Annotated in this window: 14 protein-coding genes and 1 other RNA gene; 6 read left to right on the top strand and 9 right to left on the bottom strand. The window is 55.3% G+C overall.

From position 1 onward, the window contains the following. Positions 1–75: 75 nt before the first annotated feature. Positions 76–1,635 (top strand): EAL domain-containing protein, encoded by a 1,560-nt coding sequence (locus ACRCWW_RS18045; RefSeq protein WP_438683619.1) that lies wholly within the window; start codon positions 76–78, stop codon positions 1,633–1,635. A 40-nt stretch (positions 1,636–1,675) separates the two neighbouring features. On the opposite strand, the gene ACRCWW_RS18040 is transcribed toward ACRCWW_RS18045, so the two are convergent. The 4 genes from ACRCWW_RS18040 to ACRCWW_RS18025 form a co-directional block, all read right to left on the bottom strand. Next, entirely contained in the window at positions 1,676–2,029 is a 354-nt protein-coding gene (locus ACRCWW_RS18040; protein WP_330983147.1) for a DUF1428 domain-containing protein, read from the bottom strand. A 62-nt stretch (positions 2,030–2,091) separates the two neighbouring features. Then, the gene (locus ACRCWW_RS18035; RefSeq protein ID WP_438683618.1) at positions 2,092–5,175 is read right to left on the bottom strand and encodes a beta-galactosidase; all 3,084 of its coding nucleotides are present in this window, start codon (positions 5,173–5,175) and stop codon (positions 2,092–2,094) included. Between the two features lie 107 nt (positions 5,176–5,282). Further along, positions 5,283–6,356: a LacI family DNA-binding transcriptional regulator gene (locus ACRCWW_RS18030; RefSeq protein WP_438683617.1), complete on the bottom strand. Its 1,074-nt coding sequence runs from the start codon at positions 6,354–6,356 to the stop codon at positions 5,283–5,285. Positions 6,357–6,431: 75 nt separating this feature from the next. Continuing rightward, positions 6,432–7,046 carry a YczE/YyaS/YitT family protein gene (locus ACRCWW_RS18025; RefSeq protein ID WP_438683616.1) on the bottom strand — a complete coding sequence of 205 codons (615 nt, stop codon included), beginning with the start codon at positions 7,044–7,046 and terminating at the stop codon, positions 6,432–6,434. Positions 7,047–7,133: 87 nt separating this feature from the next. Between ACRCWW_RS18025 and ACRCWW_RS18020 the strand changes: the two genes are divergently transcribed. Beyond that, on the top strand, positions 7,134–8,561 hold the full coding sequence (locus tag ACRCWW_RS18020) for a PLP-dependent aminotransferase family protein (protein ID WP_438683615.1): 1,428 nt from the start codon (positions 7,134–7,136) through the stop codon (positions 8,559–8,561). 140 nt (positions 8,562–8,701) lie between these two features. On the opposite strand, the gene ACRCWW_RS18015 is transcribed toward ACRCWW_RS18020, so the two are convergent. Both ACRCWW_RS18015 and ACRCWW_RS18010 read right to left on the bottom strand, forming a co-directional pair. Next, complete coding sequence (locus ACRCWW_RS18015) at positions 8,702–8,917, bottom strand: hypothetical protein (protein WP_330983142.1); 216 nt, start codon at positions 8,915–8,917, stop codon at positions 8,702–8,704. Further along, positions 8,914–9,162 carry a hypothetical protein gene (locus ACRCWW_RS18010; RefSeq protein ID WP_438683614.1) on the bottom strand — a complete coding sequence of 83 codons (249 nt, stop codon included), beginning with the start codon at positions 9,160–9,162 and terminating at the stop codon, positions 8,914–8,916. Before ACRCWW_RS18010 ends, ACRCWW_RS18015 begins: the two co-directional genes overlap by 4 nt. Before the next feature lie 284 nt (positions 9,163–9,446). Here ACRCWW_RS18010 and ACRCWW_RS18005 point away from each other — a divergent pair, with 284 nt between their 5' ends. Beyond that, positions 9,447–9,713, top strand: coding sequence for a hypothetical protein (locus ACRCWW_RS18005; RefSeq protein WP_438683613.1), 267 nt, complete (start codon positions 9,447–9,449; stop codon positions 9,711–9,713). Positions 9,714–9,728: 15 nt separating this feature from the next. Here ACRCWW_RS18005 and ACRCWW_RS18000 read toward each other — a convergent pair whose 3' ends face one another. Together ACRCWW_RS18000 and ffs are read right to left on the bottom strand one after the other, a co-directional pair. Next, positions 9,729–10,202: an SRPBCC family protein gene (locus ACRCWW_RS18000; RefSeq protein ID WP_438683632.1), complete on the bottom strand. Its 474-nt coding sequence runs from the start codon at positions 10,200–10,202 to the stop codon at positions 9,729–9,731. Positions 10,203–10,320: 118 nt separating this feature from the next. Next, positions 10,321–10,417: signal recognition particle sRNA small type (ffs, locus tag ACRCWW_RS17995), an RNA gene on the bottom strand. A gap of 225 nt (positions 10,418–10,642) precedes the next feature. On the opposite strand from ffs, the gene ACRCWW_RS17990 reads away from it, so the two are divergent. Together ACRCWW_RS17990 and ACRCWW_RS17985 are read left to right on the top strand one after the other, a co-directional pair. After that, on the top strand, positions 10,643–11,050 hold the full coding sequence (locus ACRCWW_RS17990) for a dTDP-glucose pyrophosphorylase (RefSeq protein ID WP_438683612.1): 408 nt from the start codon (positions 10,643–10,645) through the stop codon (positions 11,048–11,050). 60 nt (positions 11,051–11,110) lie between these two features. Further along, on the top strand, positions 11,111–11,422 hold the full coding sequence (locus tag ACRCWW_RS17985) for an MGMT family protein (protein ID WP_438683611.1): 312 nt from the start codon (positions 11,111–11,113) through the stop codon (positions 11,420–11,422). 35 nt (positions 11,423–11,457) lie between these two features. Here the strand turns inward: ACRCWW_RS17985 and ACRCWW_RS17980 are convergent, their stop codons facing one another. After that, positions 11,458–12,027, bottom strand: a complete 570-nt coding sequence (locus ACRCWW_RS17980; RefSeq protein WP_438683610.1) for a YbaY family lipoprotein — start codon at positions 12,025–12,027, stop codon at positions 11,458–11,460. A gap of 218 nt (positions 12,028–12,245) precedes the next feature. Between ACRCWW_RS17980 and tesB the strand changes: the two genes are divergently transcribed. Next, positions 12,246–13,106 carry an acyl-CoA thioesterase II gene (tesB, locus tag ACRCWW_RS17975; protein WP_438683609.1) on the top strand — a complete coding sequence of 287 codons (861 nt, stop codon included), beginning with the start codon at positions 12,246–12,248 and terminating at the stop codon, positions 13,104–13,106. The last annotated feature ends 250 nt before the right edge of the window (positions 13,107–13,356 follow it).

Here is a 13,356-nt window from a genome sequence, read left to right as displayed (position 1 = left end):
ACGTAAGACAGTAAAGGCTGGCAGCGCATATACTGGATTAACTTTACGAAATTCGCGCTGAAAGGAAAGCAGGCTATGACAAATACCCGGTTGATTGCTCTTGTCATCGCCGTGCTGTTCCTGGTCGTGCTGCTGCCCGTCACGTTAAGCATCTGGCTGGCGCATTATCAGGCGCAAAAGGATTTTACCTACACCCTGGATGAGTACGGCGAACGAGTCATTCTGCGTTCCCAACAGGTTGCCGACCAGGCGAAACAAGCCATTAACGTCATCAGCCAGTTCCAGGGAACGCCTTGCAGTGACGAACATTTGATGGCGATGCGCCGTATCGCTTACACCTGGCGTGATGTTCAGGAAGTGCTGTGGCTGAACGGATTGCAGCCTCTCTGTTCATCGATGGAAAAGCGCAGCGCTGAAATCTGGTTTCCTTCAAACTTTGGGCATACACGCGACGGCTACCGCGTCTGGCTGACCACCGATAACGATCTGGGTATCAAGCACGCGATGGTTGCGCTCGCCAACGAGCATTACATGGTGATGGTCGATCCCACCGCCTTTGTCGATGTTATTCCTTTCTCCTCATGGAACATTAATGCCGCGCTGATTGCCACTCATACCGGGAATATCATCGCGCAGAACGTAGACTTAGCACCGAATCTCTGGGAAAAGGCGCATCGCGACGGACTACGAACGTTTGAACGCAAAGGCATGATGTACAACCTGCGAGATTATCCGGAATTGGGTATCTCACTGGTGGTCTGGGCCTCAACCCTTCCTCTCGACAAAAGCTGGCATCGCCAGTTACTGCTGTGGTTACCGTTAGGCATTGTTATCAGTCTGGCGGGCGCGGGGCTGATTATCTGGATGGTGCGACGCACACAGCTGCCGTGGCACAGGATCCAGGACGCGATCAAAAACCGGACTATTGAGGTTTATTACCAGCCGGTGGTCTCGCTGAAGACAAGGAAAATGGTCGGGGCCGAAGCGCTGGCCCGCTGGCCGCAGCCCGACGGCACCTTTTTGTCACCCGACATTTTCATTCCTATCGCAGAACAAGCCGGGTTGATGACAGACCTCACCGAACTGGTGGTTGAAAGGGTCTTTGAAGATTTGGGGGCCTGGCTGAAACACCATCCGCAGCTTCATATCTCAGTGAATCTCGACCCGGGCGACCTTAACTCACCGTCGCTTTCAGCGCTGCTGTTCCATAAGCTGCTGGAATACGGGCTCTCGCCGTCGCAGATAGCGCTTGAACTGACGGAGCGCAGCTTTATCGATCCCCAACGTTCATCAACACGCCTTAGCCAGTTCCGCGAAGCAGGCCACGCTATCTACATTGATGACTTCGGCACAGGCTATTCCAGCCTGAGCTACCTGAAAGATTTACAGGTGGATACGCTCAAAATCGATAAAGCCTTTGTCGACCCACAGGCTTTCACCAGCCTCACGCCGCACATTATCGAGATAGCCAAAACGTTGAATCTGTCGATGATTGCCGAAGGCGTAGAAACGCCGTCACAGGCGGAGTGGCTGGAGACTCACGGCGTGCAGTTTGGTCAGGGATGGCTTTACAGCAAAGCGCTGCCGAAAGCGGCATTTATCGCCTGGACGGAAGAGAACCTTCGGCAAAACTGACATGAAAACGGCTGGCGGCACGCCGCACAGCCGGGAGGGATTACTCGTCAAGAATCGGTGCGAAGCCGCCGTATATCATGCGTTTACCGTCAAATGGCATGCTTTCGCCCATCTCTTTCATCCGTGGATCGGCCATCATCTTCGCGTTGGCAGCATCCCGAACCTCTTTCGACGGATACTCAATCCAGCTGAACACCACTTCCTCGCTGTCTTCAGCTTTTACCGCCATGCGAAAATCAGTCAGGTTTCCCGCGGGGACATCGTCCGTCCAGCACTCCACCACGCGAGTGGCACCAAACTCTTTAAACAGCGGTGCCGCCTTTGCCGCCAGCGCCAGATATTCCTCCTTTTTGTCCGCCGGCACGGCAACGACAAAACCATCAACATACTTCATGAGATAACCTCCGAAGTGAACGGCGCAGCCAGCGGGTCTGACCGCGTCCGGCGTTGATAAGTTTAGTCGCGACGCCAGCTGAACGCATAACGCAGACGGCGCGTGGGCAAAAGGAACTCTGGCGACACGCTCGGACTCAAGGAATCATCCCCGCCAACGCCCATATGGAACGCATCGAGATTCAGCCAGCAGCCCGCTTCTTCCCGCAACAAGTGCTGATGCGTGGTTTCATGAAGCTGCTTTTGGCTGTAGCGGCTCAGGCCGAAATGGAACAGCCCGCGCAGGCAGTGATCGGCATATTGCAATTCGTGCGTGTCGCAGCGCAGCCCATTCTCGCTCGGGAAAATGTACGGCGTGTGCAGCGCTTCCAGCGGTAACGTCCAGCGTCCCTGCCGTGCTGCCAGTTTACGGTCGGGGTAATTTTCATGAGGGCCAAGCCCCTGCCACGCCACCTCATTGGCCGCTACCGCCAGCTGGCAGCTCAGGCCAATACGCGCAGGCTCAGGAATATCGCTTGCCACGGTGACGTCTATTTCCGCGTGCAGTTCGCCCTGTCCGTCGATGCGCCAGCGTTTATCAGAAATAAACAGCGTCTTGTCACCGTGCAGCCAGGCGTGGCGAGTCACCACCACCACTTCATTGCCCTGCTCCTGAGCCTCACAGAGCAGCAGGCGCGGCTGCATCGTATACATACCGGCCGCCTTCCAGCGTTCGACCCAGGCATTCGGATCGATACGCGTGGCCTCGCTCACGCCGATGTCGTTATCCAGCGGCGCACGGGTAAAATTATCGGTAAGCGGCGAAAGCAAAGCGGGCTGCTCATTGCGCCACCACTGGCTGAGATCGCCACTCTGGCGGCTGAATTGCCAGCGCTGATCGCCCTGCGAGATGTTAAAAGCGGCTTCCGTTTCATTCAGACGTGGAGCCGTGCCCTGTGCGAGTGGTTCTGGCAGCGTCAGTGGCGAGGGCAGCAGCCACTGATCCCAGGCGCAAAGATGGTTGGCATCAGACCAGGCGGTGGCTCCCCGCTGCCACACTTCGACATTGAGCCAACTCTCCCCGCCTTTTTCTGGCTTCGTAAACTCAGGCAGCTCAAACCGTTGCTGACCTTCTGCTGCAACATCAAGGACCATCTCGCCTTCTGCCAGGGTTTCGCCCTCACACGCCAGCCGCCAGCGCACTGTTTCGTTATCACTACGACGGAAAAGGTACTCACTGGTGACTTCAATCTGAAGCGGTGAAGTGGACAGCAAACGGAACTGGAAGAACTGCTGCGCGCGTTTGGCCTCATAAAGTGCAGGATGTGGGCTGCGATCAGGGAACACCAGCCCGTTCATGCAGAATTGACGATCGTTTGGCTTATCGCCAAAATCGCCACCATAGGCCCAAAACGTCTTGCCTTCCGCGTCAGTTTTGCACAACGCCTGATCGACCCAGTCCCAGACAAAACCACCCTGCAGGCGAGGAAACTCACGGAAAGCCTGCCAGTATTTGGCAAAGCCACCAAAGCTATTGCCCATGGCATGCGCGTATTCACAAAGGATCAGCGGACGCTGTTCGCCAGGCAAACCGATCCACTTTTTCAGCGACCATTTTGGCACCGCCGGGAAAGGCTGATCCTGATCGACGCGAGCATACATCGGGCAGACAATATCCGTTGCGGCGGTATTTGCGCCGCCGCCTTCATACTGCACCGGGCGGGTTGGATCGGTGGTTTTGATCCAACGATAGAGCGCATCGTGATTTGCGCCATGGCCGGATTCATTCCCCAGCGACCAGAGAATGATCGACGGATGGTTGCGATCCCGGGCGACCATCCGCGTCACGCGTTCGCTCATCGCCGGAAGCCAGCGCGGATCGTCCGCCAGACGGCTCATCGGCACCATGCCGTGGGTTTCGATATTGGCTTCATCCACCACGTAGAGGCCGTAGCGATCGCAAAGGCGATACCACAGGGGATGATTGGGATAATGCGAGCAGCGCACGGCATTAAAATTGTTCTGCTTCATCAGCAGAATGTCCTGAACCATCGTGGCCTCATCCACGGCTTGCCCGGTGAGCGGATGATGTTCATGCCGGTTCACGCCACGGATAAGCAAGGGTTTGCCGTTGAGCTTCAGCAAGCCATCAGCGATCTCCACCTTGCGAAAACCGACATCACAAGCTTCCGTTTCCAGGGGAGCGCCCTGCGCATTTTTCAGGGTCAGCGTCAGTCGATAGAGTTCGGGAAGCTCAGCGCTCCACAATGCAGGCTGCGCAACGGGAATGTTCAGGTGAAGACGTTCAGCCCAATTTCCGCGCTCATCCACGATATCGCTGCCGGGGTGCTGGCTCACTCGTCCTATTTCAACACCATTACGCCAAAGCACAGCTTCCACAACGCCATGGGCGTAAACCTCACCTTCCAGCGTGGCCTGAAGTTCCACTACGCCGTGGGTGAAATCTTCGTTAAGCCGGGTTGAGAGGTGATAGTCGGCAATGCACGTCGCGGGTTTATGCAGCAGCGTGACATCACGAAAAATGCCGCTCATCCGCCACATATCCTGATCTTCAAGATAGCTGCCATCGCACCAGCGCAGCACCAGAACGGTCAGACGGTTTCGCCCGGCCACCAGCACAGCGCTGAGGTCAAATTCCGCGGGCAAACGGCTGTCCTGGGAATAGCCCACCCACTGGCCGTTGCACCATAGATAAAAAGCGGAATTCACGCCATCGAGGATAATACGCGTCTGCCCTTCCGCCAGCCAGTCCTCCGGTACCTCAAACTCGCGGGAATAACAGCCTGTCGGGTTTTCCTCTGGCACGTGCGGCGGCGTGACGGGAATGGGGTAGGTCACGTTGGTATAAATCGGGATATCAAACCCTTGCATCTGCCAGTTTGAGGGCACTGGCATGGCGACGGCATCAGGTAAATCTTTTACGAGCCAGCTCTCAGGCACCGCTTCCGGGCGGGTAAAAAAGCTAAACCGCCACTCACCGTTAAGCAGCAAACGTGAAGGGGAAGCTTCATCGCACCGGGCCTCCTCCTGGTGACGCCAGCTAAACATGGGGGCATGGGCAGGTAAACGGTGCCACTGGGTCACACCGGGGTTTTCCCAGTCACGACGAGCCAGTAACGAAGCCAGAGTTTGGGTAGCAGACTGCATCAGTAAACCTCTTTTGCGAAGCGCTCACAATTTAAAGTGAGAGTGCATCGTTATCCTGTGCCAGTAAAGGATCAGATCGGCAGGAAGCGAGGAGGATCACAAAGCGCTTAGCGCAGCCCAAGCTTGTTGGCCATTTCGGCCAGGGCCTGAAAACGCTCCGCCAGATCCTGCGATGTCGCCTGACCAGACGGCGATGTTGATCCACGGACGATCAGAGAAACGGGCAAACGGGTTTGGCTGACAGAATCGGTATTCCGACTGGAATCAATCAGCCAGTCAACCGCCTTCTCACCGGCCTCACGAAAAGCCTGCCGCACGGTGGTTAACGGCGGCGTATACCAGGCGCTGTCCGTGGTGTCGTCATACCCGATGACGGATAATTGCTGTGGGACTGAAATCCCCTTGTCGGCGCAGGCACGAAGCACACCCAGCGCCATCTGATCGTTGCCCACCAAAATGGCCTCCGGGCGCGGGGTGCTGGCAAGCAGGCTGTGGGCTTTTTCAAAGCCTGATTGTGCGCTCCAGTCACCTTCTGCAATTGCGGCTGCTTCTAAGCCTGCATTCCGAAGCGTGTGCAGCCAACCCTCCAGCCTCGCCCGTGCTGAAACAGAGGTATTCGGCCCCGCCAATAACGCTATTCTGCGATGCCCTTCCTCCAGCAGATGTTCAACGCCCAGCGCCGCACCCTGAGCGGCATCAAATACCAGGCTATTCACCTGTGCCTGCTCGCCCACATCAAGGAAGAGCACCGGTAACGGTGCAGCCAGTTCGCGAAGCTGTGTTGCCGCTTCATTTTCCAGCGGAATGTTGATCAACAACCCATCGACACGCTGCGCTAACAACTCCTGCACGGCGAGGGCGCAATCCCTCGGCTGATGGCTGGCTACCATCGAAATCAACACGGCATACCCTTTCTCACTGGCGCGGGTTTTTACCGCAGAGGCAATTTGCGAAGGCGCGTGCAGCGCCAGATCGGCAGTGATTAACCCCAGCGTGGGTTGATGTTTCCCCGCCAGCAACTGTGCGCCCCGGTTGGGCACGTAATTCAGTTCGGCCATGGCGTGCTGGACTTTCTCTCGCGTGCGAGCAGAAACGTGCTCCGCCTGGTTAATCACGCGGGAGACAGTCTGGTAGGAAACGCCCGCGAGGCGAGCGACATCGTATAGCGTTGTGGGTTTCATCAAATGCGGCATCCAGTCAGAGAAGCTCTCAGTGTACCTGAAAAGCTTTCCTCTGACTGTGAGCGCTTCGCAAATTTAGCTAACGGCTTTTACCTTTGCGGCGACAGGCTCTGCTTTGGGTGCAGTGCGAAACCAGGGCAAACAGAGCTGAATCAGCGGACCAATCGCCAGCGCATAGACCAGCGTGCCGACTCCCACGCTGCCACCGAGCAGATAGCCAATCACCAGCACGGTCAGCTCAATGGTGGTACGGATGCCCCGAAGCGACCAGCCCGTACGGGCGTGCAGGCCAGTCATTAATCCATCGCGCGGCCCCGGGCCAAACCCTGCGCCAATATACATCCCTGTTGCCAGCGCGTTCAGCACGACAGCCGCTACCATCAACGCTGACTTTAGCCACAGGGGATCCGGCCTGGGTAAAACAGCCATCGTGGCATTGGCCGCCAGACCCAGCACAATCACATTGCTGATAGTGCCAAGCCCTGGCCGCTGGCGAATCGGGATCCACAGCAGCAACACCAGCGCTCCGGTGAGGATCATCACCGTGCCGATATCCAGCGAAAACACTTTCCCGACGCCAAGATGAAACACATCCCACGGATCGGCCCCGAGATTCGCCCGGACAAACATCGCGGTGGAAATCCCATACAGACAAAGCCCGACATACAGCTGAACTAAACGGCGCAGCATAAAAACCTCACGATGGATTGCCCAAAACAGCATCATCGTTAAAAATGGACTTATTATTAATGACCAGTTTTATAAAAGTGGACTGCTATGCCTCAACGTCGTTCCGGAAGTCAGTCGCTGGTGAGCCTGCTGGGTCACTGGCAGGAAAGCCCTTCTCGCATGCCGCTCTGGCGGCAGCTGGCTGAAGCACTGCGCCTGTTGATTCTGGATGGACGCCTGGCGCTGGACAGCCGTCTGCCTGGTGAACGTGAACTGGCGAGCGCGCTTCAGGTTAGCCGAACCACGATTGCCAGCGCCCTTGCTCATTTGCGCGAAGAAGGGTTTATCGTCAGCCGCCACGGCAGCGGATCGCAGGTCATGCTGCCCGCTCACCATCTTCAGGTGTCAACCCGAATGAGCGCCGCTCAGTCATTGGATCTTTCCACGGCGGCCCTGAGCGCCGGGCCTGAAATCCACCAGGCCTACAGCCACGCGATGGCCGCTTTACCCGAACATCTCGCCAGTACCGGTTACGATCAGCAAGGCTTACCGGCGCTGCGGGAAGCTATCGCACAGCGCTATTGCCTGCGCGGCCTGCCTACCCGTGCGGATGAAATCATGGTGGTCAATGGTGCCGTCAGCGGATTAGCACTGATCCTGCGTTTACTGACCGGGCCGGGCGATCGTGTGGTGGTTGAAAATCCCACCTATCCTCTGGCGATTGCCGCAATTCAGGGCGCGTCCTGCCGTCCGGTCAGCGTTGCGCTTGCGCATCAGGGCTGGGACGTTGGAGGGTTAGCCGCCACCATCGCACAAACCGCGCCAAGACTGGCTTACCTGATGCCCGATTTTCACAATCCCACAGGACGGTGCATGGACAGCGCCACCCGGCAGGCCGTCGCAGACCTCGCAGCACGAACACGCACCGCGGTTGTGGTTGATGAAACAATGGTTGATTTATGGTTCAACGCCCCGCCGCCGCCGCCACTGGCAGCGTTTAATTCTCAGGCGCAAATCATTACGATCGGGTCGGCAGGAAAAAGCTTTTGGGGCGGATTACGGCTGGGCTGGATCAGAGCATCAACCCGCACAATTGCATCGCTGGTTCAGGCACGCGACACGCTTGATTTGGGTTCGCCCATTCTGGAGCAACTCGCCACCTGCTGGCTGCTGGAAAACAGTGAGGGTTTGCTGTCTCAGCGCCGCCAGATGCTGGCGACTCGTCGGGACATGTGCAGTGCGTTAATGGCGGAGTATTTCCCACAATGGCGCTACGAGCAGCCGGAAGGGGGTCTGTCATTTTGGGTGGAACTGCCGGATATGCTGGCAACGCAGTTTGCCGCACGCGCTGAAGGCATCGGTATTCATCTGGGAACGGGTACCCGTTTTGGTCTGGCGGGTGCCTTCGATCGCTGGCTTCGCCTGCCCTTCACCCATGACGACGAAACGCTGCGTGTTGCCTTTAAGGCGCTGCAGCCCATCTGGGATTCTCTGAACGGTCAGCAGAATAATTTACGTACACGGAAAATAATATAATAAAATAACGACGAGCCAGCATGACAATGGCTCGTCTAAATATATCGTCCATGATGTTATGAGATGATCATGTCTTTCTTATTGCAAAACATCATCCTGTATTCAGATGTCTGCAAGATGACAAGATGTTGGCAGTTTTATTAATGCTGGCGTGGGATCGGGAAACCTTTTAAAGAAATAATAAAACTGTCGCCATCTTTTTTAATTTTTGCACCGGTATCACACCAGTCAGAGGCGATGCGGAAAAACTCATCGCTCCCCACATTCCAGTTCAGACGCACATGCTTAACATAACCGGAACGCAGCAGTTCACAGGCTTCGCCATAAGTGCTGGCTGTTGAAAGTTGTTGTTTCATTTTCTCTTCTTCAAAAGTTTGCGTAGTGCTTTGATTTCTTTAGGAGTAAGAGGTGATGATTCTTCTTCGGCATGCTGGCTGTCGACCTCATCTTCGGATACTCCCGCCGCAACCTCCTTGTCGAACGCAAGCTGTAACAGCTTCTGTGTTGCCGCGCTCAGGGTCTCGTTATGGACTTCCGCGTAATGCCGTAATTGCTCTTTCAGATCGCCATCAATCTTTACATTCAGTACTGCAGTACTCATGTTCACGTTTCCCGTGCAATAAATTCAGATAATTAATACATGAACATGACAAAGTGATCCAGAAATAAATTTTTCACAACCGTTAACTTAATAATTACCCATCTTTATTGTCTGCCTATAAAATGACATTTATATGACAGTAATATTTCAGTGACATGACAAATTATTTATTAGCACTACGTAATGGGAGTAGTACGGCTTAACTTTTCATCGTTAATTTACCCTTTATCTTTGAAACGATAGTTCGCGCTACACTGTGGTGAACGGTTTAAAAGAGGATAAGCATGAAAATTTTCGTCACTGACAGCAAAGGTGCCTTGCATGAAGTTGAAGGGGAAAGCGTTGTACTTCAACTGGAAAATGGCAAAACCATAGAATTGGCTGAAGTCAATCCGTGGTGTGAAGCGCCGGATGCCATTACCGTCTGGGGTGGACGACAGCCGCTCGACTCCTGGACCGAAGAAGAGCGCGGTCAGACAGAGCAGATTAACTTAAGCCTGATAGCCGGAAACTGCGTGGATATCTGGCCTGGCAGAGCAAAAAAACAGTAACCCCCTTATGGCCCGTTACGCCGACGCGAGTGATTTGGCGTAGCGGGTAAGCTGATCAACCACAATCTCCCAGCCTTCGTAGAAGCCCATTTGTTCATGCTGCTGACGTGCTTCAGGCGTGCGGTGGCGAGCAATGGCGGTATAACGCGTCTTCCCTTCCCCGGCCTCTTCCAGCAGTAAAATGGCCGTCATAAAAGGGTTCTCGCTGGGTTTCCAGCCTTCGGTGTAGCTGTCAGTAAACACCAGTTTTTCGCCGTCTGTTATTTCGAGAAACACGCCATTATTCTTCATCTCACTGCCGTTCACTTCAAAAGTGGTGTTGAAGCGGCCCCCGACTCGCCGGTCGATTTCACAGGCCGTGACGCGGTGAGGCTCAGGAACGAAAAAGTGTTTGATATGTTCAGGCGTCGTCCAACAAGCCCAGACCAGCTGGCGAGGGACCTCAATAATACGTTCGAGCTTCAGATCGGTTTCGGGGTCAAGCTGCATCATCGTGATTTCCGCGTCAGTGGCAAATGGCACAAAATAACCATAGTGAAGGCTTTACTGAATTGCCATCTCGGAGCGAGGAAGAGGGAGACTGTTGGGGAGCAGAATTGGGTGGGGGCCCTGCCAGCTACATCCCGGCACACACGTCGTCTGCCCTGGCTGCTTCCTTCCGGACCTGACCTGGTGAACAGAGTAGCGTTGCGGGAGAACCAACAGAGCCCCCATTGAGAGCGTTATTCCTAACGCGCTGGCGCATTATCCCTGTGCTGCCCGGCAATTGCAACCCGCCGCCGACCGGATGCTGGTTTATTGCCCATCTTTGCGCCATTCTTTCTGTACAGCACCCGAAAGTGGAATTTACAGATTGCGAACCTGCTCTCAGCAAATCCCCCTACAGCGTGCAGACTCTGTTTATCCTTCGAATCGTACAGGGTATGACAATGATCAAGACACCGCCTCAGACACTCACGTTACCCATGCCCGCCATCGATGAAGCGACCATCCCTCATCAGGGGCTAAACTATTTACGCCCGGAATTGGTGCTGGATTTCATCACCATCAGCCCCAGCCCGTTGTTGTTTGTCACGCCTGTGGCTGTGCTTTTCGCCTCGCTCGGCGTGGTGAATCACGTGCCTTTACGCCAGATCCCCGTCGCGGTATCTGGTCGGGTTATCTACCCGATTTGCACTCAGGAGCTGCCGGAGCTGCGCGGGAAACTCATCATCAACACCGCCTCAAGAAAGCTCAAGTTTCTGGAGAATCAGGTCGTCAGCCCGGATAAATTTGCCCCGACAACCACACAAGTGATTGGCCTGGCGCTCGAATTTACCGTTCAGCAGCCCGAGTGATCGCTTCACAAGGGCAGAGGCGTCACTTATTCTGTGTTTTTTGGCGATTCGGGCACAGTGATGGAACCTAAAGATTCATTCCCGCAGCGGGTATGGCAAATTGTGGCCGCGATTCCGGAAGGGTCTGTAACGACGTACGGTGAAGTGGCGCGGCTGGCAGGTTCACCGCGCGCGGCGCGGCAAGTCGGCGGCGTGCTTCGAAGGCTGCCAGAAGGTTCGACCCTTCCCTGGTACCGGGTGATCAACAGTCAGGGCACCATTTCCCTTACCGGGCCAGATTTGCAACGTCAGCGCCAGGCGCTGTTATCTGAGGGCGTTCAGGTGTCGGGAAGCGGAAGAATTGATTTGCAAAAGTACCGCTGGAAATACTGAGTCCTCCCCCGCGAAGGAGGGAGGAACTCACGTCATTACGGCATTTGCGTTGGAGCTGGGACAGCCGAAGAGGGGTTGACCTGAGTCGGCGAAGTAGACGGCACCGTCGTCGCTGCACCACCCATTTCATTCACCGGCACCGCGGTCTGCTGAACAGGTACCAGCGTCAGATCGGCTTTTGTTCCACCGTTGTTAATCACCTGCTGAACGGTATCGGTGATAAACACCAGCTTGTCGTTCACGGTGACTGCCGCACTCAACAGGATGCGGGCATTCGGCTGAATATCAGCCGGGTTATAAGGCAGAACGAAGCTGAACGGCGCCTGTTTCCCTTCGGTGCGGGTCACTTTCTGTGACAAGACTTTCGATGGCGCATCGGCCAGGGAAGCATCAGACAGCGTCACCGTCAGGACAGCGTCCGGTGGCAGCGCCACTTTCTGGCGGATCCACGCAGTACCTGAAACATTAGGCTGCTGGATCACAGGCTGTGTAGCCGCAGAGGGGTTCGGGCTAGGCGCAGGTGTCGGAATGTCTGCACTTTTCTGAGCGCAGGCCGACAGCGCAACCGCAACCGCTAAACCACTTAACACGTGCACGAGTTTCATTATGTTCTCCTTTTCATCCATGCACTCGCAGGACGATATCCTGCCAGAGTGAGTGGATAAAACATTTGTGACGCACTAAGTGTGGCACAGATCTCAGATATTTGCCTGTATTCGGCTCGTTATTCAGACTATTGCACCCATCGGACCACTTCGCAAACTGCGTTATACTGTGGCTATTCCCGCGCTCCGTCGTGGCTTTTTTACCTTTGAGGACATTTATGAGTCAGGCTCTCTCTAATCTGCTAGCCCTGTTAAATCTGGAAAAAATCGAAGAGGGATTATTCCGCGGCCAGAGTGAGGATCTGGGATTACGTCAGGTATTTGGGGGCCAGGTCGTTGGTCAGGCGCTGTATGCGGCAAAAGAAACCGTTCCTGCCGACCGCCTCGTTCACTCGTTTCACAGCTACTTTTTACGCCCTGGCGACAGCCAAAAGCCGATTGTCTATGACGTAGAAGTGCTGCGTGATGGCAATAGCTTCAGCGCTCGCCGCGTGGCCGCCATTCAGCATGGCAAACCGATTTTCTATATGACCGCCTCTTTCCAGGCGCCGGAAACCGGTTATGAGCATCAAAAGCAGATGCCTCCTGCCCCTGCGCCAGATGACCTGCCTTCTGAGACAGAGATTGCACGCAAGCTGGCGCATCTGCTCCCACCGCAGGCCAAAGAGAAGTTTCTGTGCGATAAGCCACTGGAAATTCGCCCGGTTGAGTTCCACAACCCTTTAAAAGGCCACGTGGCAGAACCGACCCGCCAGGTCTGGATCCGTGCGAACGGCACCGTCGCCGACGATTTCCGCGTCCATCAGTACCTGCTGGGTTATGCCTCAGATTTCAATTTCCTGCCAGTCGCCCTTCAGCCGCATGGCGTCGGTTTCCTCGAAAAAGGCATGCAGGTCGCCACCATCGACCATTCCATGTGGTTCCACCGTCCATTCAATATGAATGAATGGCTGCTTTACAGCGTGGAGAGCACGTCTGCCTCCAGCGCTCGCGGGTTTGTGCGCGGCGAGTTTTACACTCAGGATGGTGTGTTAGTCGCTTCGACGGTGCAGGAAGGGGTGATGCGTAATCGCAATTGATGTTGCGCAATTGCCGGGTGGCGCCGACGCTTACCCGGCCTACAGGCCGCAAATGTAGGCCGGGCCAACGCAGTGCCGCCCGGCGATATCACAAAAACAAAAGCCTCCAAATCGGATAACACCGTTCACTTAAGATGCTTTGAGTGAACGGGATACTGGGTTTTTGAGATACGAACGGTCCTTTCTTTGGGCCGTTTTCTTTTCTCAGGCAGGATAAATTGTTTCACGTTTTCCCGCATTCTTCTCAGTT

It is taken from the genome of Scandinavium sp., from assembly GCF_051650185.1.
In the GTDB taxonomy this organism is placed as follows: Bacteria; Pseudomonadota; Gammaproteobacteria; order Enterobacterales; family Enterobacteriaceae; genus Scandinavium.
The sequence above is the reverse complement of the archived record's forward strand: the minus strand, read 5'-3'. Positions and strand labels throughout refer to the sequence as shown.

What these genes read in the sequence shown, in the direction of transcription:
- ACRCWW_RS18000 (WP_438683632.1), bottom strand. Translation starts at nt 10,202, where the DNA reads ATGCAGCTTGACCCCGAAACCGATCTGAAGCTCGAACGTATTATTGAG.
- ACRCWW_RS17985 (WP_438683611.1), top strand. Translation starts at nt 11,111, where the DNA reads ATGGAACCTAAAGATTCATTCCCGCAGCGGGTATGGCAAATTGTGGCC.
- ACRCWW_RS17990 (WP_438683612.1), top strand. Translation starts at nt 10,643, where the DNA reads ATGATCAAGACACCGCCTCAGACACTCACGTTACCCATGCCCGCCATC.
- tesB (WP_438683609.1), top strand. Translation starts at nt 12,246, where the DNA reads ATGAGTCAGGCTCTCTCTAATCTGCTAGCCCTGTTAAATCTGGAAAAA.
- ACRCWW_RS18010 (WP_438683614.1), bottom strand. Translation starts at nt 9,162, where the DNA reads ATGAGTACTGCAGTACTGAATGTAAAGATTGATGGCGATCTGAAAGAG.
- ACRCWW_RS18020 (WP_438683615.1), top strand. Translation starts at nt 7,134, where the DNA reads ATGCCTCAACGTCGTTCCGGAAGTCAGTCGCTGGTGAGCCTGCTGGGT.
- ACRCWW_RS18030 (WP_438683617.1), bottom strand. Translation starts at nt 6,356, where the DNA reads ATGAAACCCACAACGCTATACGATGTCGCTCGCCTCGCGGGCGTTTCC.
- ACRCWW_RS18005 (WP_438683613.1), top strand. Translation starts at nt 9,447, where the DNA reads ATGAAAATTTTCGTCACTGACAGCAAAGGTGCCTTGCATGAAGTTGAA.
- ACRCWW_RS18040 (WP_330983147.1), bottom strand. Translation starts at nt 2,029, where the DNA reads ATGAAGTATGTTGATGGTTTTGTCGTTGCCGTGCCGGCGGACAAAAAG.
- ACRCWW_RS18045 (WP_438683619.1), top strand. Translation starts at nt 76, where the DNA reads ATGACAAATACCCGGTTGATTGCTCTTGTCATCGCCGTGCTGTTCCTG.
- ACRCWW_RS18035 (WP_438683618.1), bottom strand. Translation starts at nt 5,175, where the DNA reads ATGCAGTCTGCTACCCAAACTCTGGCTTCGTTACTGGCTCGTCGTGAC.
- ACRCWW_RS18015 (WP_330983142.1), bottom strand. Translation starts at nt 8,917, where the DNA reads ATGAAACAACAACTTTCAACAGCCAGCACTTATGGCGAAGCCTGTGAA.
- ACRCWW_RS17980 (WP_438683610.1), bottom strand. Translation starts at nt 12,027, where the DNA reads ATGAAACTCGTGCACGTGTTAAGTGGTTTAGCGGTTGCGGTTGCGCTG.
- ACRCWW_RS18025 (WP_438683616.1), bottom strand. Translation starts at nt 7,046, where the DNA reads ATGCTGCGCCGTTTAGTTCAGCTGTATGTCGGGCTTTGTCTGTATGGG.